Genomic DNA, 22,212 nt, shown 5'->3' with positions numbered 1-22,212 from the left:
TGGGACCGACGATCAGCCGTCGCCCCAGACATCCGACAGCGGGTGGTTTTGTCGACGATCGGCGTCGGATTCGGTTCGCGTTTGGGCAGTAGTCCCGCTCCCCGAACGGCTGGGCGTTGCTGTAGCGTTGATACCAGCGAGCGCCGCTTGCGGATCGAATTCGGGAAGGTTGGGTTTCGATAGTCGATCGACCTGCTGTCGAAACCACGGCGGCGTGTCGGCTTCGGCGCGCTCGAAGAGATCCAGGAGGCTCGAATCCGCGAGGTAGGTCGCTCCGTAATCGTCGGGCGCACGCACGACCCGCCCGCAGGCCTGGATCACCGTCCGGAGGGCGGTCCGGTGGTACCACGCCCACTGACCGTCTTCGAGCCGCCGGGCCACCCGTGAGTCGTTCGTATTCAAATACGGAGCCTTGCAGAGAACCTGCCAGCGGGCCAGATCTCCTTTTAAATCGAGCGCCTCCTCCATTTTGACCGAAATAAAGAGCTCGGGATCGCTGCTGGCCTTCCAGGCGTCGAGTTCGGCGTCCCGATTGTCGGTGTCGTGGACCCGAACCCGCTGGCCGACACCGAACTCGGTGAGCGTCTCGGCCAGTTGGTCGGCGATCGCATACGAGTGGGCGTGAACCAGTCCCTTTTCCTCGGGATGATGGGCCATCAGCCGGACGATCAGTCGGGCGATTTTCGGGATCGTCTCGTCGCGGTGTTCGTAGGTCATCTTCCCCTGTGTCACGTCGTACAGTGGGCGGTTTTCGACCGGGAAGGTGTGGTCGACATCTACCAGTTCGACCCGGTCGGGGTCGAGGCCGACCTGCCGACAGAAGGCCTCTTTGTTGAGGATGGTCGCCGACAGGAGGGCGAACTTCTCGCCGCGGTCCCAGACCGTGTGGTGGAGATAGCGGGCGGGGTCAAGCGGTTTGATCGTGATCGCGGTGCCCTCGCCAGCGGGTTGGTCGACTACCCACGTCGTTGGGCTGTCGGGGCTCCGGTAGTCCTCGACGAACCAGTCGAGTTCGGAGACGAGCTCGTTCAGGCGGTCCCGGCGGGCGACCTCGTCGGGGGTGAGTTCGGGTTTGGTCGTCAGGTCGTCCTTTGCGGCCGCACAGGCCTTCGAGAGTCGTTCGGCGAACGCCGAGGCGCGTTCGACGGGGTTGTGGGCCGCGTTGATATCGGGGACGTCGACGTCGTCCCAGACCGGCACCCGGTGGGGCGAGAGCTCGATGGTCGCATACATTTCGGCCCACTCGGCGAGTCCGTGGGCCTCGTCGATAACGACCACATCGCGCATTCCGAACACGTCCGAGCCAGCGGTCTGCATGAAGTACGCCAGCGTCATCGCGGCCATCGGCTGGCCCGAGGCGATGGCACGGTCCGAATAGTAGGGGCATCTGTGTTTGACGCTGCAATCGAACCCCTTCTCGCGGGCACAGGGGGCCTGATTGACGGGCGTGTCGTGTTCGCCCGGCAGGATACAGTTGTAGTTGCTCTTGCCGCGGATGATTTCGAGGTCATCCAGGAGGTCGTCGGCATCCACGTCGTCGAGCTGGGAGACCTGTGGGGTCGTGTAGTAGGCCCCCGTTACTTCGGCGGGCTCGGCCGTCTGCAGATCGCGGGCACAGCCCATGATCGAGCGGGCAAGCAAGGATTTGCCGCTGCCGGTCGGCGCGCGGACGAGCACCACGTCGTTGTCGGATTCGAACGCCTCGCGGATGTCCGCAAGCGCCTGCTTCTGGGTGGCGCGGAAGCTCGGGGCGGGGAACTCCTCCAGAATACGCGAGGGCTTCACGCCAGTCGGTCGGGCGGCCTCGGCCAAAAACGTACGGATGGCTGTGTGATACGTGTGGTCACTCCTCAGTCTCGGTCGGCAGCGCGGCCACGTCGTCGGCTCCAGGATCGCGGTCGTCAGGCAACGCGTCGACGCAGTCCAGACAGAGGAAATGCTCGCTGCCGTCGGCGAGCTCCAGGATCATCCCGCCGGTCGGCGTGAAGTCGAAACTCCAGAAGTCGCCGATCCCGCCAGCGATCTTCACCTTGGTCCCACAGCCATCACACCGGCGTGTTGCCATTGGCGAGGCTACGGAGCGGCGCGTCTTGAGCCCACCGTTTGGATGGCTCCAGGAAGCCAACGGACTGTGCGACCGGCTCTCAGAGGACAACGCTTAATTTCAGCGACGAGCAACCAGTCGACACATGGGTTTATCGCTTGCAGCCGGTTCCTTTATCGACCTGACCTTGCAGACGCCGCCCCTCGATACGGGTACGATTACCGTCTTGGGCGTGCTGGGAATCATCGTTCTCATCGGCCTGTCGGCCTTTTTCTCGTCGTCCGAGATCGCATTCTTTTCGCTCCCGCAACACCGGATCGACTCGATGGTCGACGAGGGAATCAAACACGCGACCATCGTCGAGGGGCTCAAATCCAACCCACACCGTCTGCTGGTGACGATTCTAGTCGGCAACAACATCGCTAACATCGCGATGTCCTCGATCGCGACTGCCCTCTTCGGGCTGTACCTCACCCAGGGCCAGGCCGTCTTTGCGGCCACCTTCGGGATCACCGCGATCGTGCTGCTGTTCGGCGAGAGCGCGCCGAAATCCTACGCGGTCGAGAACACCGAATCGTGGGCGCTGAAAATCGCCCGCCCGCTGAAGGTCTCGGAGTATCTGCTGTTCCCGCTCATCTACATTTTCGACCGGCTCACCCGAATTATCAACAGCATTACGGGGAGTTCGTCGACGATCGAATCGCCCTATGTCACCCGCGATGAGATTCAGGACATCATCGAAACCGGCGAGCGCGAGGGCGTCATCGAGGAGGAGGAACGAGAGATGCTCGAACGGATCTTCACGTTCAACTCCACCATCGCCAAGGAGGTGATGACCCCACGGCTCGACGTGACGGCGGTCTCGCGGGATGCCACCGTCGAGGAGGCGATCCAGGCCTGTATCAGCAACGACCACGTTCGCGTGCCGGTCTACGAGGGGAACCTCGACAACATCATCGGTATCGTCAACGTCCGGGATCTGGTCCGGGAACACCAGTACAGCGAGGGCGGCAGCAACCTCGACGACGTCGTTCAGCCGACGCTCCACGTTCCCGAATCGAAGAACGTCGACGACCTGCTGGCGGAGATGCAGGAAAACCGCCTCCAGATGGTGATCGTCCTCGACGAGTTCGGGACGACCGAAGGCATCATCACGCTCGAAGACATGGTCGAGGAGATCGTCGGCGACATCCTGGAGGGCGACGAGGCCGAACCCTTCGACCGGGTCGACGATCACACCACGGTCGTCCGCGGCGAGGTCAACATCCACGAGGTCAACGACGTCCTGGATATCGACCTCCCGGAGGGCGAGGAGTTCGAGACGCTCGCGGGGTTCGTGTTCAACCGCGCGGGTCGGCTGGTCGAGGAGGGCGAGAGCTTCGAGTACGACGGCGTCGAGATCGAGATCGAGGAGGTCGACAACACCCGGATTCTCAAGGCGCAGATCACAGTCACCGACGAGTATCCGAAAACCGAGGTCGACGAGGAGCCCGAGCTGACCTAAACGCTCAGCGAAGTAGCGTAATCACGTAGAAGATCCCGTAGCCCAGCACGAACGACAACACGAGCGAGCCGATCCATGCGAGGACGGTGTACCCCATTTTCTTCCGACTCACGCCTGCGTTTCCGGCGGCGTAACCGCTGCCGACGATAGCGCTGACGATGATCTCGTTGAACGAGACCGGAATGCCGAACGCCACCGCGGTCTGAGCGATCGCAAACGAGGGAATCAGGGCGGCGATCGAGCGCCGCGGGCCGAGCGCGGAGTAGTCCTGAGCGATCGCTTTGATCATCCGCGGCGCACCGGTCCAGGAGCCCAGCAAGAGACCGAAGCCGCCGCCGGTGAGGATCGCCCACAGCGGGATGGCGATCTCGCCGAGCAGCGGGACGAGTGGCCCGATAGCAAGACCGACCTGACTCCCGCCCGCCGAGAAGGCGACCAGCCCACCGAGGACGAGTAGGAACCGGCGCTGTCCGGCGGTCCGGTCCCGCCGGAGGGCGAACCAGAGAACGGCACCCGAGAGCAGTGCGATAGCGACCGACGCGGCGATCCGACCGCCGCCGAACCCGCCGACGCCGGGGAGCGGCAGTCCATCCCCGAGCGTCCCGGCGATCGATCCCGCACCGTCTGGCGGGCCGAGAAAGGCGAAGCCGATGTTGGCGATAATAAAACCGATGACGCCACCCAGAACGGAGATCAGGTAGTCCTCGTGGAAGCGATCGCCGCGGAGGAGTCGGGCGATCCCGTAGGCGATGCCGCCGCCGACGAACGGAGTGAGCACCCACAGCGTCATGATCTCGCCGTACTTCGCCCACGCGGGCGCGCCGCCCATCGCCAGCCCGACGCCGACGACCGCGCCGGTGACGGTGAAGGCGGTCGCGATCGGGTAGCCGGCGAAGACGCCGATGGCGACCAACACGGCGGCGGTGATGAGACCGACGATGGCGGCGGTCGCGGTCAGCGGCTCGCCGATAACGAGTTCGGTACCGACGGCTTCGGTGACGTTCGCGCCTTGTAGTACAGCACCGAGAAAACCTAGCACGCCGACGATCAGCCCCGCCCGCATCACGGAAATCGCGTTGGCTCCCACTGCGGGGGCAAACGGCGTCGACCCCGAGGAGCCAGCGCCGATAGCCCACGCCATAAACAGGCTGGCGGCCGCGGCGATCACGAACGTCACCAGCGTCCCAGTGGCTACCATCGTGGCGACCCCACGATTAGTCCCGCCGTTGACCGTCTTCGTACCCCTCGCGGAGTCCCATCACGGTACGACGCATCAGGAGGTAGCCGAAGAAGACGAACGCCACCAAGACGACAATGAGACCGAGGACCACGGGATCATCGAAGAGCGAAACGACCATGGGCAGGGTATTATCGGCCTCCTCAAAGGCGTTTCGACGTGTCGGTGATGCGTACTCAGTCGCCGTGGAGATCGAACGTCTCGAAGACCTCTCCGTCGGGCGTGACGAGCCGACCCCGAAGCCCACCGGCGACCGGCTCCAACTCGGCGTGGGCCGGACGGTTCCCCCGCGGCTGGGCGTGGCTCCCCGGATTGATAAGGGGAAGCTCGCCCGAGAGGTCGGCCGTCGGCCGGTGGCTGTGGCCGAAGATCACGGCGTCGGCCTCCCGTTCCTTGCCGAACAGCGTCAGCGCCGTGTTACCGCCGCGAACCGTATGCGTAACCGCAAAGCGGACGCCCTCGTATTCGACGGTCCGAGCCTTCGGCAGCCGTGATCGGATTTCGGCGTCGTCGTTGTTGCCGTAGACGCCCCGGAACGTCGCGGATTCGTTCTCGAAGGCATCCAGGACGGGTTCGATCATGAAATCCCCCGCATGGACGACCAGTTCGGCGTCCCTGACAGCCTCCAGTGTCCGGCCGTCGAGCCGGTGGCCGTTGCTGCTGTGGGTATCGGAGACGATTGTGAGCATTACCACCGTTAACCATCTAGCTATTGAAAAGTATTGCTTCCGGCGGCTCGGCGGCGAGTCCCGGAACGGTTAACCGAGGGACGCGTGAGCCAACAGACATGGCAGGCAGCAAATCAGTCGTCCTCGCCGCGCTGGTCGCCAACGGCGCGATTGCGATCCTCAAGTTCGGGGCGTACCTCCTCACTGGCAGTCCGTCGATGCTCTCGGAGGTCTACCACTCGATCTCGGATACCGGCAACCAGGTCTTTCTCCTGTTCGGTATCCGGTACAGCGACCGCGCGGCCGATCAGGGCCACCCCTTCGGCTACGGCAAGGCACAGTTCTTCTACAGCTTTCTCGTTTCGGTGCTCCTCTTCGGGATCGCGGGCTGGGAGTCGGTCAAACACGGCTACGAGGCCATTCTGCATCCCCACGCAGTGAGTGTCGAGGGGATAACGCTGCTCGGCGTCGGCCCGTTTCCGGCGTGGTACATCAGCGTCGTCGTCCTGCTGGGGGCGATCGCCTTCGAGACGTGGGCGTTCATCAAGGCCAACGCCGAACTCCAGCGGCAGATCACTGAATACGGCTGGTCGGGCATCCCGGAGGCATTTAAAAAGACCAGCGACGTGACGACGCTCACCGCCTACACCGAGGATACGATCGCGCTGCTGGGTGCTGGGCTCGCGCTCGTCGGCATCGTCCTCACCCAGCTGACCGGGAACCCGATCTACGACGCGGTGACCGCCCTACTCATCGGGCTGATGCTGATGGGCTTCGCCGTCGCGCTGGCCTGGGAGAACAAGCGGCTCCTCCTGGGTGAGAGTCTCAACAGCGATGTGGAACAGGAACTGCGGGATATTATCGTGGCTCACGAGGGCGTGACGCACGTCGACGGGTTCCGAACGATGTTCATCGGCCCCGCGGAGGCGTTGGTGACCGCCGACGTGAGCTTCGATCCCGCACTCGTCACCGACGGCCTCGACGAGGATATCGGGCAGATCGAAACGAAGCTCAGGGAAGCCGACGACCGCGTAAAAATCATCTATCTCGAACCCGAGGCCTGATCAGTTGTTCATCGCCAGCGAGGCCAACAAGGCTTCGAGCTGGACCTGTTCGTTCGCACCCTCGGTGATCCGGTAATCCGTTTCGCCGATGCGCTCCATCAGCCGGACCGCATCCCGCTCGGAGAGATCGAAGTCCCAGACTGAGCGGTGCAGTTGGTCGATGATGTCGCCGCCAGCCATCCCCGTGTCAGTAAGGAGGGTATCGAGCGTCGCACGGGATTTCGAGAAATCACCATTTATTGCGTCAGTCACCATCGACTCGATCTCCTCGGGCCGGGCGGTGGAGGTGATCAGGTAGACCGCCTCCTCGTCTACGACCTCGCCAGTGGTCGCCGCAGCCTGCAGGGAGTTGATCGCCCGGCGCATATCGCTCCCCGCGGCGTAGACGAGTGCCTCTCGGCCCGCGTCGGTCACCTCGATGTTCTCGGCTTTGGCGATCTCGTCGATCTGGGCGGCCACGGCCTCGTCCGACAAGGGTGAAAAGCGGAAGACGGCACACCGCGACTGAATCGGGTCGATGATCTTCGAGGAGTAGTTGCAGGAGAGGATAAACCGGGTGTTGTCGGAGAACTGCTCCATCGTCCGGCGGAGCGCAGATTGGGCGTCCGACGTGAGGGAGTCGGCCTCATCCAGGAAGATAATGCGGTAGTCGTGGCCGCCGAACGACGAGCGGGCGAAGTTCTTGATGCGATCTCGGACCACGTCGATCCCACGTTGGTCGGAGGCGTTGAGTTCGAGGAAGTTCCCCCGCCAGTCGTCTCCGTAGACCTCCCGAGCAATGGCGGTGGCGGCGGTCGTCTTACCGATTCCGGCGCGCCCCGAAAACAGCAGATGGGGAAGATCCCGCTGTTCGATGTAGCTCTGGAGCCGCTCGACGATGTCGTCCTGTCCCTTGATCTCGTCGAGCGTCTGGGGACGGTACTTCTCGATCCAGATCTCGCGGCCCGGGGCGGCCTCCGTGTCGGTCTCGGCGTCGACCTCGCTCATACTCCCACAAGCGGCCGGTGGGATGATAAACACCCCGAGACCATCTTGCAGGAGTATCAAAGGGAGAGTGGCGAAGGCTATCCGTGATGATGGATTCGCGTGAGTGGTGGTATAGAAGGGATATCAGTGGTAGATACGTCTTGAAAAATTCTTGAATGAGTTTTTAAATAACAAGTGCGGAAATATCGATCTCGTCTGGTAAGATGGTTATTTCGACCTCATACAATCCGCTTCCGGAGTGTTCTTCTTCGACATTGAGCCCGTTGTCGGAAGAGACGTCGAAGAGATACGTTTTTCTGCCAGATACACCAGTCAGTTCAATTGTATCAGATTCGCCGGTAGACAGACTCAGTTCTTCGGAATAAACTGATTCATCACCGGAATACACCTCAAAATGAATAGTTCGTGACGCATCTCCCGATCTGTTTTCAACCTGTACATCGACTGATCTTCCGGAGTTGTCACCGCTCTCTGACAAACAACCGGCCATAGAGGTGAGGATTCCAGATGAAATAACGAAACGTCTTCTATTCATTTCCGGGATCGAGTATTTGTTCGTTGATTGTCTTTATTAGGTTCTTTGGGAATGTATCCATCCTCGTGCCACTTACCCGATTCCTTTTATCGGTCGGCCGTTCTACACCTGGTATGAACGTCACCGTCGATGTCGTCGGCGAGGGGTCCCGTAAGGTGACCGTCGACGAGTCGGCCACCTACGCCGATCTCGTCGAGGCGGTCGACCGCAGCCCTCAGGAGGTCTCTGTGCTCGTCGATGGCTCGCCCGTTCCGGAGGACCAGCCCGTCGGAGTCGACCACGTGCAGGTGTTGCGCCTTATAAAAGGCGGGTAGCGACGGGGGAGACGGGGCAAACTGAGTATTTTTGTCAGTCGGCGACAGACTCCGGGTATGTACTCGAAGCCGACCGATCTCTCGTTCGAGTTGGCCAACGGCGGGGTCGGGCCCGACCCCCTGCGGCTCGACGCGCTGGAGGCGAATTTCGTCGTCCTGCTGTTCCAGCGGGATCACCTCTGTGGGAACTGCCGGAATCAGGTCCAGGAGATCGCTGCCCGCTACGAGGAGTTCCGCGAGCGAAACGCCGTGGTCGTCTCGGTGCTGCCCGAATCCAAAGAGCGGGCCGCCGAGTGGGCCGCCAGCTACGACCTGCCGTTTCCGGTCGTCGCCGACCCCGAGAGCACGACCGCCGACCGGTTCGGCCAGCCCGTCCGGTTCGGCTTTCTGGGCGAGCTCCACGATCTGCTGGGCCGGATGCCGCTGGCGGTCATGATCGACCTCCGGGGGGCCGAACCCCGGCTCGTCTACTCCTACGTCGGCAACGCGCCCTCCGACCGGCCAACCATCGAGGGACTGCTGCTCGAACTCGACCACAAGCGCAACGCCAGCGAGTGACGCCCTCGATCCGACAGGCCGACCCCGACGATCTAGTCGGGGTGATGCGGCTGTTCGATGGCGCGCTCCTGGAGACCGACTCGGACAGAGTGAGCGACCAACTAACCGGCCGTCGTGGCTGTCTACTGATCGCTGGCGAGGAGCGACCGGTCGGGGCAGTCGGCCTGATAGATGGACGTGAGATCGAGGCCGACCTGCCGTGGCCCGAGACTGGGTATATATCCGCGATTGCCGTTCGAAAAGAACGACGCGGGCAGGGCCTCGGGCGGTCGCTGATCGCGGCCGCCGCCGACCGGGCCGCCCCGCGGCCGCTGTCGGCGACGTTCGACGAGCGCGTGCGATCCTTTTATACTGCGTGTGGGTTCGAGATCCAGGAGCACCGAGGTCGGCTGTGGGGTCGGCGGCCCAGCGACGGCGTCGACTAAATCGGCAAGGGTAAGCGGGCGGATCACTGAAAGGGGCATATATGGGACGCGGCAAAGACAAATACTACAACAGAGCCAAACAGCAGGGCTACCGCTCGCGGGCGGCCTTCAAGCTCAAACAGCTCGACCAGCAGACCGGGCTGTTCGGCCCGGGCAACACGGTGGTCGATCTCGGGGCGGCCCCCGGCGGTTGGCTCCAGGTCGCCGCCGAGGAGGTCGGCGAACACGGAAAGGTGATCGGCGTCGACTTCCAGCGCATTCGCGAGTTCGACGACCACGACAACATCGAGACGATCAAGGGTGATATGACCGACGACCGGACCAAAGATCGGCTCCGCAAACAGGTCGGCGACGACGGTGCGGATGTCATCATCTCGGATATGGCCCCGAACATGACCGGCGAGTACGAACTGGACCACGCCCGGTCGGTCCACCTCTCCCGGCAGGCATTCGAGGTCGCCTGCGAACACCTCGGCACCGGCGGCGATTTCGTCGTCAAGGTGTTCCAGGGCCAGGATCTCGACGATCTCGCCGACGAGATCGCCGAGGAGTTCCAGTACGTCCGGCGGTCGAGCCCCGACGCCTCACGGGACAGCTCCTCGGAGATCTATCTCATCGGAAAACACCGCCTGACCGCACCTGTTCGCGTCGACGACGAACTCGATGTCGAGATCGTCGACGTCGGCGACGAGGGCGACGGCATCGCCAAAGTCGAGGACTTCACCGTCTTCGTCTCCGGCGCGGAGACCGGCGAAACGGTCAGCGTTCGGATCACCGACGTCAAACCGCAGTTCGCCTTCGCCGAGCGCGTCGACTGAGATGGGTACGGGAGACGGCTCCCGTTTCGACCGTTAGATCAATAGTTCATCGGCGTCTCGGTTTATATATGAGCCAGACGCTCGCAGTAAGCGGGATGAGCTGTACCGGCTGCGAATCAAACGTCGAGTCCGCGGTCTCGGAGCTGCCGGGTTGTACGGGCGTCGAGGCCGACCACGAGGCGGGTACCGTTACCGTCGACGGCGAGGTCGACGAGGCGGCGCTCCGCGAGGCCATCGAAGACAGCGGCTACGAACTGAGCGAGTAGCACGGAGGAAGAGTCATTCGTCGGTGATCGACTCCCCGTTGAGTCCGAACATCGATTTGAGGATCACGACGAGACTGTTGGTGTCGCCAGCCCCCCAGATCGCCGTCTCGATGTCGGGGCCCGGCTCTTCGATCCGGACGCTGGCGAGCGTGCGACTGCCGTCGACCAGCAGCAGCCGGTTGACTGCCGGTGGCCGCGCGGCGTCGATCCGACTAACGGTCGAGAGCTCGGCGGTGATCTCTTCGAGGAGGTCCGCCGAGAGCCCGCCAAGGGTGATCGACACACCGCGGTCGTCGGCCGCCGCAAGGCCGTCGATGAGATCCGGCGTAAAATACTCGTCTTCAGCCAGATAGATGATCTCGTCGTCGGCCTCGGCGAAGAACTCCAGGAGGCGGTCGACGATCGCGCCCTCCTCGCCGACCGTCCAGATCCCGCGCTGTTCGACCCGCCGGTCGGCGGGGTCGAGATTGTTCAGTGCCGTCGTCAGAACCGACAGCCGGCGCTTCGTCTCGCCGTCGAACTTCCGGCGGAGGGTCTCCGAGGAAACCGCCATGAACTGCTGTGGATTCGACTGCTGGACGTCGACCAGCCCCCGTGTGTGGAGTTCGTCGACGGCGTCGTACACCCGGGTCCGCGGCACGTCCGAGACCTCACTGACATCCTTGGCCGTCCCGGTGCCCAACCCCGAGAGGGCGACGAGCGTCCGGGCCGCATACGTGCTCAGGTTGAACCATTCGAGCTGTGCGATGGCCGCAGCGTGCGGCTGTGAACGTGGGTCATGAGTCATGCGAGAGGTGACAGTGTCGGGCGGAACCCGAGCACGACGAGGGGACACGCGACAGCGAATCGGTGGTGGTGCGTGGGTGCTCTCACATCCCCTCCCAGACCGTATAATCTTTTTGTGATTATTTGGGTGAAATTCAATAAGCACCCCAAATAGGATAAAATAGAGCGGTATGCCGTATCCTGTTCGTTGTTACTTGAATCCTTAAAATACTTTTTTATGAGAGCGTGTGGGCTGTATTCGTGTCGACAGAAGGTACGGTAACAGCCGACCGGTTGGTTCTGCTACCGACAGCATTCACAAATGGAGTGACAATAGCTATCCGTGTGGGCACAGTCCGTTTAGCTAGTACCGGCTCTGCCGGATCCCCCACATGGCACCATCGGAAAACATACAAGAGGCAGTCGACGTGCTCCAGCAGCTCGGGCTCAAGGAGTACGAAGCGCGCTGTTTCGTCGGCCTCTCACAGCAGTCGACGGGCACAGCAAAGCAGTTGAGCGAGATCACCGAGGTCCCCCGAACACGAGTGTACGATGCCGTCAGGGTGTTGGAGGCCCAAGGGTTGGTCGAGATCCAGCATTCGAGTCCCCGGAAGTTCCGAGCGGTGTCGCTGTCGGAGGCGACCGAGACGCTCCGCGATCAGTACGAAACGCGCGTCGATCGGCTCCACGATGCCCTCGACGACATCGAGCTCCACACCGCCGACGACGACTCGTCGATCCAGGAGGTGTGGTCGATGACCGGATCGACGGGGATCGAAAATCGGACCAAGCGGCTGCTCGGCGAGACCGACAGCGAGATCGTGTTCGTCGTCGGCGACGAGTCGGTGCTCACCGAGACGTTGGTCGACCAGCTCACTGGAATCGATGGCGAGGTCGACCTCCTGATCGGCGCGCTGACCGAATCGATCAGAGCCCAGATCGAGGATGCAGTGCCGGGGGCGACGACGTTCGTCTCCGGGCTGGAGTGGCTGCGAGAGGAGCCCGACGACACCGGCGAGACGGCAATCGGGCGGCTGGTGTTGGTCGACCGGTCGACGATTCTGGTGAGTTCGATCGTCCCCTCGACGGGCGAGGAACACGCGATTTTCGGCGAGGGGTTCGGCAACGGGCTGGTCGTGATCGCCCGGCGGCTGATGTCACAGGGCCAGTTCACCGCCAGCAACTGAAACGAGACGGTTTCGACGGGGCCGTCCACAGCAGACGATCCGAGCCAGTGAGTCGAGAGACGTCCAAAAAATCGAACGGGGGAGGGCCGAAAAAGTGGGGGACAGGGAGGACAGCGCAGCGTTGCGGGGGCAGTCTGCTCTACGTCCTACCCATCACACCCAACAGGTGCGAACCATATGAAGCAGGGCGAATTTTATGCCGTGCTGATTTTTCATTAACTGAGTAACAGTCCGTGATCCGCCCGGCAGTGTGGACTATCACTACAACAAGTATATATTGGTGGTCTCCAACCGCCACACCAGTGAGTCCCCTTGACAGTCAGGCGATCCAGCCGGTCGGATCGGTTGCGGACGGCCACGAACTCACCGAGCGGGCACGAAGCTACGGGGAGAGCGTGGTTCGCGGCGACGAATGGCCCATCGACGGCGTCGACCTCGCGGCGATCACGTGGGCGACCTCAACGCGGGCAAAGCGTCGCCACGGCCGGTGTTCCTACGACGGCGGCGGGCAGGTAACGATCACGCTGACCGAACACACCTACGAGCGGGCCGGGTTCGACGCCTGCAAGAAAACCGTCCGCCACGAACTCGTCCACGCCTGGCAGTACCAACACCAGGGCCAGCGGGCTGTCGTCGGCGAGACGGGGATCGAACTCCGGGCCGACGGCCCGGCTCCGACTGCCGCCCAGGACCACAGCGATCACGCCGACACGGAGCCCTCGACCACCGGCGCGAGTACAGCGGTCGAGGCCGGATTCACCATCGAGACGGGCCATGGTGACTCCTTTCTGGCGTGGGTCGAACCCCTCGAACTGCCGGGGCGGACGTCGAGCTACTACGAGCGCCGTCGGTCGGATTTCGCCTACGTCTATGAGTGTCCCGACTGCGGCAGTTGGTGGGGCAAACACCGCCTCTGCAAGAGCGTCCGGCAGGCCGCCCACGGCGGCAACGGGTCGAGTGGCTATCGGTACTGTACGGACTGTGAGGTGTTGCTCCACCTCCGCGTCGGCGAGTGGTTCCTCGACCACGACGACCACGATGATCGGGCGATCAAGTACTTCGTCGACGGCGCGTGGCGAACGGCTGCCAGCAGCGGTCGACAGCCGGAGATCGACGTGCCGGTGAGTCGTGTGGCCGACACGACCGGGAGTCGACGCCCGGCATACTGATGGGTATTTAAATGACAGCGTATTGATGCCGGTCTTGCGACGACAGACGGGATCGTTACAGCCTCGGTCGGTGAGTCGGCGACGTGGTCTCAGCGTTCCTGTTCCGGTGTCGTAAACGGCAGCGTGGCCGCGGTGAGACTCGTTACGGTGGCAGTCCGCCAGAAGAACGACCCGAGAACCGCCAGCGGCACGAGCCCAATCGTGATCGTCAGCGGCACGAGAGTCTCCGGCGGGACCGGGATATCCGCAGGCCGGTCTGCAGGCACCGTCAGCACCAACAGCGTTGCGATCAACACGGCCTCCGCGGGAACCCCAGTATACAGGAGCCAACGGGTGAGCGTCGACAACTCCTGCTGGAAGTAGATCGTCTTGAAGTACTGGCGTGCGATATCGATCTCCTGCAACCGGTCGATCAGTGTCTGGATCGACTCGTCGACGACCGCGGGGAAATCCGTGTCGTGTCGTGCTCGGAGTCGCCGGAGGCGGTTGATCTGTTGGGCGTAGTTGGTCTCGAACATCACCGAGAGCACGCTAAACGTTCCCGAATCCGACTGCCGCAGAAGGTGGTCGATCTGATCCATCTGGTCGGTGAGCGTCGTAGCGACCTGCCGAACGTCATCGCCGCCAGCACCGACCACACCGTCCCGACCGAAGCCACCCAGCCGTTGGGCCTCTTCACGAGTGGCCTCGACGAGCAACTGGAGGAACTCCAGGGGCGTCACTGGGGCGATCTGATCGGTTGCGTCCTCGATAGCCGTCCGGTACTCGATGACGTGTTCGATCTGGGTTTCGAGTTCACCGGGGGTGTTCAGCTCGCGTGACAACAGCAGTTGGTTGATCGAGACGACGACCGTAATCAGCGTGAGATTGCCGGAGATCAGACCACCGTAGGCATAAAACAACGCTTGCATCGAGAACAGTGGGCTGATTCCGACGGCGATGACTGCGCCGAAGGCCATGCCGAACAACACCACGAGTCCGACGGCGATACGAATCCGATCCCCGCTGAGCAGGAACCACTTCACAGCGCGTCGCCAGTAGGTGTGTAGAACCATGGTGACAGTCCCATCCGATCTGTGGCTCGCCTACCGAGCCTGTCGACTACCGTCCGACGGGGGACGACTACGATTCGATCTTGTCGACGATCCGGTGGGCCTGCGCTGTGGCCTTCTCTTCGCCGACACTCTTCTCGATCAGGACGCTCTGGACCTCCCACTCGTCGCCCCCTTTCTGCTTGCCCGTCCTGACCTCGGCGTTCTCAGAGACGGACTGGGCAGCGTTTTCGGCCCAGTCGGGCGTCCGAATCGTCTCGTAGCGGTCGGGGTCGTTGAATCTGACGTGAATGTAGTCGTCTTCGGTGTCGACTGACTCTATCTCGGTCATATCGGCACCTCACCGCCCAGTTGGGAAAGCCTCGTGGCGACGTGTCGACCGGTTAGTTATCGGCCAAGGGCTGTCTCAGGCGTCGCCGGGATCGAACACCCAGATCATGTTGCGCTCGTGGCCCTCGTTGCCCGTGTCCTCGCCGATGACCACGCGGCCGTCGTCCATGACGACGATGTTGTCGGGTTCGGCGATCGTGTTTTCGGGGTCGAGTGAGGTCTGGCCGCTGAGGGCCATCGATGTGGCGAGATTCATCGTCCCTTTTAAACGGCCCGTGGCTTCGTCATCGTTGACGGTCGGATTAAACGCACACGACCGGCAAGCCCTGTCGTTCGAGTTCGGATTCGCGTCGTAGGGACAGCCGCCGCAGATGTTCGCCTCGGGGCCGCCGGTGATGATCGGCTCCATCTCGCTGACGTCGTAGTCGACCTGCAGGGGCAGGCGGTAGACCGCACCCCATTCGCCGCCCTCGTCGCTGATCCGGATGTCGCCCTCGTCGTCGCTCATCGTCTCGTTGGTGTTCGACATGGCGACATAGAGGTAGTCGCCAGCCTCGGCATTCCGGCGGGCGTTGACCCCCTCCATCTTCCGGAACTCGACGGTCGCGCCCTTGGCTTCGGCTGCGGCGCGGGTTTCGAGGAACGCCACGCGGTCGTCGTCAGCCTCGCCGTCGGCCCACGCCTCGATCTCCTCGTCGGTGATATAGGACGTCTCACCCTCCTCGTAGTCGGCCTGGGTGATCTCGTCGTAGTCGGTGATCCAGGATTCGATTTCCTCGTCGCTGCCGTGGGCGAGTTCGATCCACTCGATGCCGAAACTGACCCGCGCGGTGTCGCCACCCTCGGGACCGTTTTGACTGGCCCTGGCCGCATACAGCGTCCCCGCCGAGAGATCGCCCGGCTCGTCGGCGACGAACTTATAAAAACCGCGGGCCGAGCCGTCGGAGGTCGTGTAGGCGGTCCGCCGATCGGGCATCACGACGGCGTTTTCGTGGGTCGACCGCCCGAGGCCGAACCGTTTGACTGGTCGGGGTTCGCCTTCGGGGTCCTGGATCTCGACGATGTAGCCGTAACGGTAGGGGTTCGGGAACCCATCCTCGAAGACGCCGTCCTCGTCCTCGTAGCCGAGATGGCGGGCCAACCGGTCGACGTTGTCGCGCTCCTCGTCGTCGGCCCAGTCGGGGTTGTTCCAGTCGGCCGTGTCGGTGATGAGGTAGTTCTCCTCCGAGGTGAGGGGCGTCCCCCACGGCGAGACGGTGCCGAAACAGTTCTGCCAGGTGCCCTCGACGTCGGAGAAGTCGAGGTTCTCGCTGTCCAGGACCTCCCAGCGACCGTTTCGACCACGCTGTTTGAGGTGGAGCCGCGAGACAGTTCCCGGCCAGTGCTCCCAGTTGGTGAACAGATACCCCTCGTCGTCGGCTGTGCTCGACGGGACGAAGCCGTTGAAATCGGGATGGGTTTGGCCGACCAGATACTCGCCGTCGGGCGTGTAGATCGACCCGAGTTCCTCACCGTCGCTCGTCTCGTCGCCGCCGCGGGCGAGCCGTTGGTAGTCGCCGACTGCTGTTCGGACTCCCGCTTCGCCGTCGTCATCGGGAACCTGGACGCTCGGGAAGTCCGCGGGGAGTTGGGTCATGTCGACGCCCGTCACCGCGCCGACGATGCCCGGCTCGTATTCGTCGTCAGCGTCGACGTCGGGATGCTGAATATTGAAAAAGAACTGCCCGTCGGCGGTGATGAACAGCCCCGTCATCTCGGCCCCGGGGAGGCCCGTCGCAAACCGGGTGAGCGTCGCGCCCTCGCGTTCGATCCCGTGGCCTTCCGGGGGTTCGGCGGCGACCGCCGGGAGGGAGGTCGACGCGGCTGCGCTTGCTAACCCGAGCATGACAGTCCGTCGTGTGAATCGGTCAGTCATCAGCTACTGTCTTCGAAAGCTACGACTTAAGTCATGACAACAAATAGATGTGTGTTGGCAATCGGTAGCTATCGATCGATCCAGTTTGTACACCGCATTTCAGCCAGCTAGCCATGATTGGTGACCATCGGTCGACGCTGGCTCCGGGGCGCAGTCCGGGCTTGACTCAGCACTATAGAGTTATGCCAGCACGGCTCATACTAATGGCTGTGACAGATCACGACCGACCAGATAGCGATGATTTCGACGATGACGACGACGAGGAGTACGAAGTCGACCGCGTCGTGAGCCGCGAGGTTGGGGCGGCGACGCTACGTCGACTGGCCGACGGGATCGCAACCGGCGAGGTTGGGTTTACCGGCGACGACGCGATGACGGTAGCCGTGCCGAGCCAGTTCGAGCTGGAAGTCGAGTACGAGGAGAGCGACGACGAGGCCGAACTGGAGGTCGAGTTGGAGTGGCCACTCGTCGACGGTGAGCCTGAGGTGGTCGATGCTAGCGATGGGGCGGACGCTGAGGATGAAGCGGCGGCAGATACTGCAGATGACGCGGCGGCAGATACCGAGGCGGTCGACGCGGAGGCATTGGATGTTGAAGGGGTAGTCGGCATCGCGGCTCCAGCGAGCAAGGCACAGTTCGAACTGTATCAGGACCGCGCCAGCGAGTGGCGCTGGCGGCTCGTCCACAACAACGGCAACATCATCGCCGACAGCGGCGAGGGGTACAGCCGGAAGGCAACCGCGCGCAAGGGATTGGAGAGCGTGATGCGAAATGCATCCGGGGCGAGTGTGGTCGAAGACGTCGACTGATCGACCGAGGGTGTAGCCGAGATGCAGGGGCTATTCACACAATCAACACGCTTTTGATTTCGGGTGGACGACGGCGAGGCGAGTTGTGTGACGGCGGTCGACGAGACCGAGGCGGCGTTTCTTATTACGGACGATTACCGGGCCCTGCCGGAGTTGCAGGTGCTGGTGTCGACCGAAGTTGCGCTCTCGGTGATTGTGCTCCGGGCGTCAGTGAAGTGGGGTGTGGTTACTACGGAGGAGGCGATAGGGGTGGTCGACGCGATTGACGAACAGCGCGACTGGATTGGGGCTCCGATCAATCGCTATGCGCGTCAATTGTTCGGATAGAACCTTTTATTTTCATTCGTTGACTTCCGCATCGATGATCAGAAGTGCTACTAAGTACCCTGCAAACTCGAACCGAATCAGTGGGCCAATAATCAAAATCAGATAGGACTTCCAAGTACCCATAGCACCACGATTCCAAGCACTCATGAATTTTAATCGGTTAATTTGTCGCTCATCGTATGGGTCGTCATAGACTAGTATCTCTACCATTCCCTGCTGAATACGTCCCAAGAGTATGAATAAAAGACCAGCAATAGCCGTTAATACAGAAAATGGTGAACTAGGAATCAGACTAAGCACTGCTCCTACAATACCAATAAAATCTGAATATAAGTGAATACGAGAATTTCTTGCAGCATCTCTCCCATCAATTATTTGCCTTCTCAAAGTAGCTTTGTCATCATCCCAGTTCTGAAAACGGTCAGTTTTCTCAATTATAAGCCTAAAATCCTCCCGAAAACGATGTAGCGCAGGTGTATCAAAGAGGCTTCCAATGAATTTCGCAGAATACGAATACTCGTCTTTAGTCATTATATCTGGATCACACATATTCGTATTAAAATTATTTACTAAACGTACGTCTTTGGCTCGAATAGCAGGTCACATATGAATCTAACGAGGCATAATATAGAGAAGTGGACTCGGCGGGTCGTGACGCGTCTGCGAGAGACGCGACTGTGCTACACTGCTGATCGACGTAACTCCCTGATTCCAGTTCATTAGTATTCCTCGTGGAGGGCATCGTCGAGCCATTCCCGGCGGGCCTCCATCTTTTCGCGGTCAGTTCGCTCGTCGTAGTGCTTTTCGAGCACGTCAGAGGATACGTTACAGCGGCCTTCGACGACGACTTGCGGTGCACCTTTTCGAAGGTGGTGAGTGATCGAACCGCGTCGAATCGTGTGCGGACTCCGTGACGATGGGCAGTTTGCGAGGTTCTCGTAATGGCGATACTCGCAGGTGTCGGGGTCCTTGTCGTGCGGACACTCACCGACGTGACACGGCTGGGTGAGTCGGTTGACGATCCGGCGGATCGGTGTGGCCGTCAGTCGACCCTGTTCGCTGGTAATCAGTGGCTCCCGCCCGTGATCGTCGGTCACCGGGTGACGGTGGTGCTCGATGTAGTCCTGAATAATCTCGCAGTACTGCTTGGAAACGCTGATCGACCGCTCGGCAGCGTCCTTGTTCTTGAGTGGCGTATCCCCGTCTGGCCGGTGTTTCACATCGATACACCGGTTATCGGGGTCGAAGTCCTCCACGTCCATCGACTGCAGCGTACCGAGTCGAATTCCGGTGTGCCACAGCAGCGCAAAAATGACGTGCTGACGGCTCGCGTAGTGGAATCGTTTCAGGTACTTCAGGATCTCCTCGGCGCGGTCGGTGTGCAGTTCAACGTCACTGGCTTCGTCTCCCGGCTCAAGCGTTGGAATCAGTACCTGCTCTCTAAGCCCACGTTCGACCGCATCGATTGAGGCACAGAACTCCAAGAACTTCTGCAGCGTCCGCAGCTCGTTGACCAGCGTAATCCGCTTGATCTTGTCCGACCGCCACGTTCGATACTGGTGGAGTTTCCGACCCGTGAGGTCGTTCATGTTTTCGAGATCGTACTCCTCGGTCCATTCTCGAAACCGAGCCAAGCGGTACTGCTGATTCTGCAGCGTCTTCTCGGCGACTTCCGGTCGACGGTGTTCGAGATACAGGTCAATCGCTTCCGGTGGGGTAATCGGATCTAACCCGCTCATCGGTCGGCCCTCCCTCGGCGGGCTGCCTGTGCGATACGTCGGGTAGGTCGTCGGTTGGTGCCCATACCGCCCGCTGCACAGTACCGGTTGTTTAATTTCCCGCAGGGTGTTCCGGTCGGTTCCGGTCGGTGGCAAACCCACGGACGGGAGCCAATTTGAGTTGTTCCGGAAGGTGTTCCGGTCGGTTCCGGTCGACGGGTTCGTACTGAGTCGTCTATCCCCCGATCACGCAGATCGAGGAACGGTGTAGCCTGCGTCGACATCAAGTCTCGTTGACGGAATGGTTGATAAAAGATCGAATCCACGTGCGCAGAGTGAAAGTGAAGGTATCGGCGAAAGTGAAACTCTTGGGTACTTGAATGCGGTGCTGTCAGTCGACGTGCGGGAGTTTGATTACTCCCGAGATGGTTCGCTATCATGGCTTTCGTGCCTATCTCACGGAAGTCCACGCGGACCCGCTGCCCTAACAGCGGGGTCCGCTTCGTTTTCCAGTGGACCCATCGACGAGCGACGGGTCCGCGATTATCTTCCGCTGCCAGACCTGTTGGAGTACATGATGATAAATTTTGATGTGAATTCACATCAATACGATGTGGATTAAAATCACACTTGAACGCATCCGATGATTCTATGCAGTATGGAATTAGCGTTTGGACAAGATGCGAAAAGGGACCCAATGGATGACAGGCAGTGATGATTCTATCCTTGAGGTCCTCGAAGAGTCGGATTCCGCTCTGAGTATGAAAGGGATCGAAGTGAATTCCTACGTTCTTGGTAACACGATTCCGTACCCTACGATACAGAGGAGAGTCCCGAAACTTGTTGAGGCAGGGCTGATTGACCAGCTCGAAGAATACGACAAATGGTATCTCATCTCCGAGGATGGTTCCGCGTATCTTGAGGGTGAACACACGCCTCCCGATCTCGAAGACTGATCTCGCGGTGAATACCTGCACTCCGTTTCTTTGGATCGAATAATTAGATCCTATGCCAACCGCTGGACAGGATCACCGGCTTAATCCCCCATAGTTAGAACTCTCCAAAATCAACACTCATCTGTCGAAATTACGGTTACAACTACTCACTTGATTTGTTATATGTGATTTTAGCTACGTCTCGATTTTGCCACGTTACATCGGCAAAATTGTCTTCAAAGAACTTCCTGCTCGCTTCTGCACCGACCGTTGGTACACCCTCAAATCCTACTAACCGCCCATCAGTAAATGCGGTGGCGAGAGAATCTACCTCAGCTATGGGAAGACGAACAGCAGCTATCGGTTCAGTATACTCTGATTCAGCCGGGCCCTCATATTTGAGAGAAGCACGGAGTACTACGTTCTGAACTCCAAAAGGAAGGTGATCAAGATATTCTCTAAGAGAATTTATTGAAGAGTCTGTTTGAATCATCATCCGAATCGACATGGCACCGAAAACATTCGTTAGATCGTCTGGTCGTATAAGAAGGTCCTTATTATTCAGATATTGATCTATTACATCTGAATCTAAACCAAAAACATCAGTTACAACAAATAAAAAGGATCCATTCAGGTGGTAATATTTATTTGAGAATTCTTCATTTTGAACGAGTACCTCAATTTGCAGATGGAGTGATCGCGCTACACCCTCTCCACGATTAGACAACTGTGCAGTGAAGACTCCGGTTTGAGTATCAACAAGGTCGCCAGTCAAGAATGCTGCAAGTGGAGTGTTAGAGTCCTCATTATCAGAGTCATTAGGAAGCGCTTTTTCATCTTCGAAAAACGCCCAATTGCTGATCGTTAGCCGCGGTCGTTCCTGAGTTTCACGCCAAGCAACCCGTCGCTCTTCAATCGCAATTTGTTGATTCATCAATTCGGCCTGTTGCCGTTGAGTCCGGTGCTGATCGTAGTACAGAAGCACAAGCAGACCGGAAAATATGAGCGAGATTAATGCCTGATTTGCACTTGCAACTGAAGTAACAGTTGTGAAGACTTTTGACAAAAATAATGCATAGTCAATGATTAGTAGCACCATTATCACACTAACATACAATAGTGTTGACGGAATGTCTGATAGTTTGTCATAAACGCCAATATCATCTATATCCGACTGTGTAACAAGAGCAAATACAAACGCAACACCGGTCCAGAGAATGTATATAAATACAAAACCAACCGCCTCAGAGAATGTTGGAATTCTAACACTAGTGTATGATCCATAAATTGCTACGAGTCCCATCGAAAGAGCAGACCCAAGCGACACAACAACGGTGAACTTAATTACGAAATCCAGTTGTCTGCTAGAAAGAGGACGTTGAGACATAACCAATGTGCTCTCATCAAACCAGATAATAATTTGTAATCCAGCGGTTGCACGTCGAAAGATCGGCTTCCCCGTTTTTGCACAACTACTCGGTGGTGGGGTTGTGCAATTCTCTCCTTAGATCGGTCCATGCCCATGCCGATCTCGTCGACACCGGGGGCGATTCAGTCGCTCTTTATATACTGAATCCGATTCAGT

General features: G+C 60.1%; 26 protein-coding genes. 12 read left to right on the top strand and 14 right to left on the bottom strand.

The window, feature by feature from the left end; translation table 11 throughout:
• Positions 1–12: 12 nt before the first annotated feature.
• Together NO877_RS06215 and NO877_RS06210 are read right to left on the bottom strand one after the other, a co-directional pair.
• Entirely contained in the window at positions 13–1,785 is a 1,773-nt protein-coding gene (locus tag NO877_RS06215) for a helicase C-terminal domain-containing protein (protein WP_256395458.1), read from the bottom strand.
• Between the two features lie 58 nt (positions 1,786–1,843).
• A complete protein-coding gene (locus tag NO877_RS06210; protein WP_256395457.1) occupies positions 1,844–2,065 on the bottom strand; it encodes a DUF7561 family protein in 222 nt (73 codons plus the stop codon).
• Positions 2,066–2,189: 124 nt separating this feature from the next.
• Between NO877_RS06210 and NO877_RS06205 the strand changes: the two genes are divergently transcribed.
• Positions 2,190–3,548: a hemolysin family protein gene (locus NO877_RS06205; RefSeq protein WP_256395456.1), complete on the top strand. Its 1,359-nt coding sequence runs from the start codon at positions 2,190–2,192 to the stop codon at positions 3,546–3,548.
• Between the two features lie 4 nt (positions 3,549–3,552).
• Here the strand turns inward: NO877_RS06205 and NO877_RS06200 are convergent, their stop codons facing one another.
• From NO877_RS06200 to NO877_RS06190, 3 genes are read right to left on the bottom strand one after another with little or no spacing between them, the layout of a single operon-like run.
• The gene (locus NO877_RS06200; RefSeq protein ID WP_256395455.1) at positions 3,553–4,746 is read right to left on the bottom strand and encodes an inorganic phosphate transporter; all 1,194 of its coding nucleotides are present in this window, start codon (positions 4,744–4,746) and stop codon (positions 3,553–3,555) included.
• A gap of 16 nt (positions 4,747–4,762) precedes the next feature.
• Positions 4,763–4,906: a DUF7859 family protein gene (locus NO877_RS06195; RefSeq protein ID WP_256395454.1), complete on the bottom strand. Its 144-nt coding sequence runs from the start codon at positions 4,904–4,906 to the stop codon at positions 4,763–4,765.
• A gap of 55 nt (positions 4,907–4,961) precedes the next feature.
• Positions 4,962–5,474 (bottom strand): metallophosphoesterase, encoded by a 513-nt coding sequence (locus tag NO877_RS06190; RefSeq protein WP_256395453.1) that lies wholly within the window; start codon positions 5,472–5,474, stop codon positions 4,962–4,964.
• Between the two features lie 98 nt (positions 5,475–5,572).
• Between NO877_RS06190 and NO877_RS06185 the strand changes: the two genes are divergently transcribed.
• Positions 5,573–6,517, top strand: coding sequence for a cation diffusion facilitator family transporter (locus NO877_RS06185; RefSeq protein WP_256395452.1), 945 nt, complete (start codon positions 5,573–5,575; stop codon positions 6,515–6,517).
• On the opposite strand, the gene NO877_RS06180 is transcribed toward NO877_RS06185, so the two are convergent.
• Both NO877_RS06180 and NO877_RS06175 read right to left on the bottom strand, forming a co-directional pair.
• Positions 6,518–7,504 carry a replication factor C small subunit gene (locus NO877_RS06180; RefSeq protein WP_256395451.1) on the bottom strand — a complete coding sequence of 329 codons (987 nt, stop codon included), beginning with the start codon at positions 7,502–7,504 and terminating at the stop codon, positions 6,518–6,520. It abuts the gene before it with no gap.
• 163 nt (positions 7,505–7,667) lie between these two features.
• Positions 7,668–8,039 (bottom strand): hypothetical protein, encoded by a 372-nt coding sequence (locus tag NO877_RS06175; protein ID WP_256395450.1) that lies wholly within the window; start codon positions 8,037–8,039, stop codon positions 7,668–7,670.
• 113 nt (positions 8,040–8,152) lie between these two features.
• On the opposite strand from NO877_RS06175, the gene samp2 reads away from it, so the two are divergent.
• The 5 genes from samp2 (at position 8,153) to NO877_RS06150 (ending at position 10,420) form a co-directional block, all read left to right on the top strand.
• Entirely contained in the window at positions 8,153–8,353 is a 201-nt protein-coding gene (samp2, locus tag NO877_RS06170) for a ubiquitin-like small modifier protein SAMP2 (RefSeq protein WP_256395449.1), read from the top strand.
• A 57-nt stretch (positions 8,354–8,410) separates the two neighbouring features.
• Positions 8,411–8,911: a peroxiredoxin family protein gene (locus tag NO877_RS06165; RefSeq protein WP_256395448.1), complete on the top strand. Its 501-nt coding sequence runs from the start codon at positions 8,411–8,413 to the stop codon at positions 8,909–8,911.
• Positions 8,908–9,336 carry a GNAT family N-acetyltransferase gene (locus tag NO877_RS06160; RefSeq protein ID WP_256395447.1) on the top strand — a complete coding sequence of 143 codons (429 nt, stop codon included), beginning with the start codon at positions 8,908–8,910 and terminating at the stop codon, positions 9,334–9,336. The genes NO877_RS06165 and NO877_RS06160 overlap by 4 nt, the downstream gene beginning before the upstream one ends.
• A 41-nt stretch (positions 9,337–9,377) precedes the next feature.
• The gene (locus tag NO877_RS06155) at positions 9,378–10,154 is read left to right on the top strand and encodes a 23S rRNA (uridine(2552)-2'-O)-methyltransferase (RefSeq protein WP_256395446.1); all 777 of its coding nucleotides are present in this window, start codon (positions 9,378–9,380) and stop codon (positions 10,152–10,154) included.
• A 68-nt stretch (positions 10,155–10,222) separates the two neighbouring features.
• Positions 10,223–10,420 (top strand): heavy-metal-associated domain-containing protein, encoded by a 198-nt coding sequence (locus NO877_RS06150; RefSeq protein WP_256395445.1) that lies wholly within the window; start codon positions 10,223–10,225, stop codon positions 10,418–10,420.
• Positions 10,421–10,433: 13 nt separating this feature from the next.
• On the opposite strand, the gene NO877_RS06145 is transcribed toward NO877_RS06150, so the two are convergent.
• Positions 10,434–11,207, bottom strand: coding sequence for a TrmB family transcriptional regulator (locus NO877_RS06145; protein ID WP_256395444.1), 774 nt, complete (start codon positions 11,205–11,207; stop codon positions 10,434–10,436).
• A 370-nt stretch (positions 11,208–11,577) separates the two neighbouring features.
• Between NO877_RS06145 and NO877_RS06140 the strand changes: the two genes are divergently transcribed.
• On the top strand, positions 11,578–12,372 hold the full coding sequence (locus tag NO877_RS06140; RefSeq protein ID WP_256395443.1) for a TrmB family transcriptional regulator: 795 nt from the start codon (positions 11,578–11,580) through the stop codon (positions 12,370–12,372).
• A gap of 302 nt (positions 12,373–12,674) precedes the next feature.
• Positions 12,675–13,541 carry a SprT-like domain-containing protein gene (locus NO877_RS06135; RefSeq protein WP_256395442.1) on the top strand — a complete coding sequence of 289 codons (867 nt, stop codon included), beginning with the start codon at positions 12,675–12,677 and terminating at the stop codon, positions 13,539–13,541.
• Positions 13,542–13,630: 89 nt separating this feature from the next.
• On the opposite strand, the gene NO877_RS06130 is transcribed toward NO877_RS06135, so the two are convergent.
• From NO877_RS06130 to NO877_RS06120, 3 genes are all read right to left on the bottom strand, one after another.
• Positions 13,631–14,596 carry a DUF7972 family membrane protein gene (locus NO877_RS06130; protein ID WP_256395441.1) on the bottom strand — a complete coding sequence of 322 codons (966 nt, stop codon included), beginning with the start codon at positions 14,594–14,596 and terminating at the stop codon, positions 13,631–13,633.
• A 67-nt stretch (positions 14,597–14,663) separates the two neighbouring features.
• On the bottom strand, positions 14,664–14,924 hold the full coding sequence (locus NO877_RS06125) for a hypothetical protein (protein WP_256395440.1): 261 nt from the start codon (positions 14,922–14,924) through the stop codon (positions 14,664–14,666).
• A gap of 75 nt (positions 14,925–14,999) precedes the next feature.
• On the bottom strand, positions 15,000–16,838 hold the full coding sequence (locus NO877_RS06120; RefSeq protein WP_256395439.1) for an alkaline phosphatase PhoX: 1,839 nt from the start codon (positions 16,836–16,838) through the stop codon (positions 15,000–15,002).
• 209 nt (positions 16,839–17,047) lie between these two features.
• Here NO877_RS06120 and NO877_RS06115 point away from each other — a divergent pair, with 209 nt between their 5' ends.
• Together NO877_RS06115 and NO877_RS06110 are read left to right on the top strand one after the other, a co-directional pair.
• Positions 17,048–17,647, top strand: a complete 600-nt coding sequence (locus NO877_RS06115; RefSeq protein ID WP_256395438.1) for an HVO_2922 family protein — start codon at positions 17,048–17,050, stop codon at positions 17,645–17,647.
• Between the two features lie 63 nt (positions 17,648–17,710).
• A complete protein-coding gene (locus tag NO877_RS06110; RefSeq protein WP_256395437.1) occupies positions 17,711–17,974 on the top strand; it encodes a hypothetical protein in 264 nt (87 codons plus the stop codon).
• Positions 17,975–17,986: 12 nt separating this feature from the next.
• On the opposite strand, the gene NO877_RS06105 is transcribed toward NO877_RS06110, so the two are convergent.
• The gene (locus tag NO877_RS06105; RefSeq protein WP_256395436.1) at positions 17,987–18,505 is read right to left on the bottom strand and encodes a hypothetical protein; all 519 of its coding nucleotides are present in this window, start codon (positions 18,503–18,505) and stop codon (positions 17,987–17,989) included.
• A gap of 188 nt (positions 18,506–18,693) precedes the next feature.
• Positions 18,694–19,713 (bottom strand): tyrosine-type recombinase/integrase, encoded by a 1,020-nt coding sequence (locus NO877_RS06100; protein ID WP_256395435.1) that lies wholly within the window; start codon positions 19,711–19,713, stop codon positions 18,694–18,696.
• A 680-nt stretch (positions 19,714–20,393) separates the two neighbouring features.
• Between NO877_RS06100 and NO877_RS06095 the strand changes: the two genes are divergently transcribed.
• A complete protein-coding gene (locus NO877_RS06095; protein ID WP_256395434.1) occupies positions 20,394–20,648 on the top strand; it encodes an ArsR family transcriptional regulator in 255 nt (84 codons plus the stop codon).
• A 142-nt stretch (positions 20,649–20,790) separates the two neighbouring features.
• Here NO877_RS06095 and NO877_RS06090 read toward each other — a convergent pair whose 3' ends face one another.
• A complete protein-coding gene (locus NO877_RS06090; RefSeq protein ID WP_256395433.1) occupies positions 20,791–22,014 on the bottom strand; it encodes a hypothetical protein in 1,224 nt (407 codons plus the stop codon).
• Positions 22,015–22,212: the final 198 nt, after the last annotated feature.

Origin of the sequence: Halohasta litorea (assembly GCF_024494645.1) — an archaeon.
Classification (GTDB): Archaea; Halobacteriota; Halobacteria; order Halobacteriales; family Haloferacaceae; genus Halohasta; species Halohasta litorea.
The sequence above is the reverse complement of the archived record's forward strand: the minus strand, read 5'-3'. Positions and strand labels throughout refer to the sequence as shown.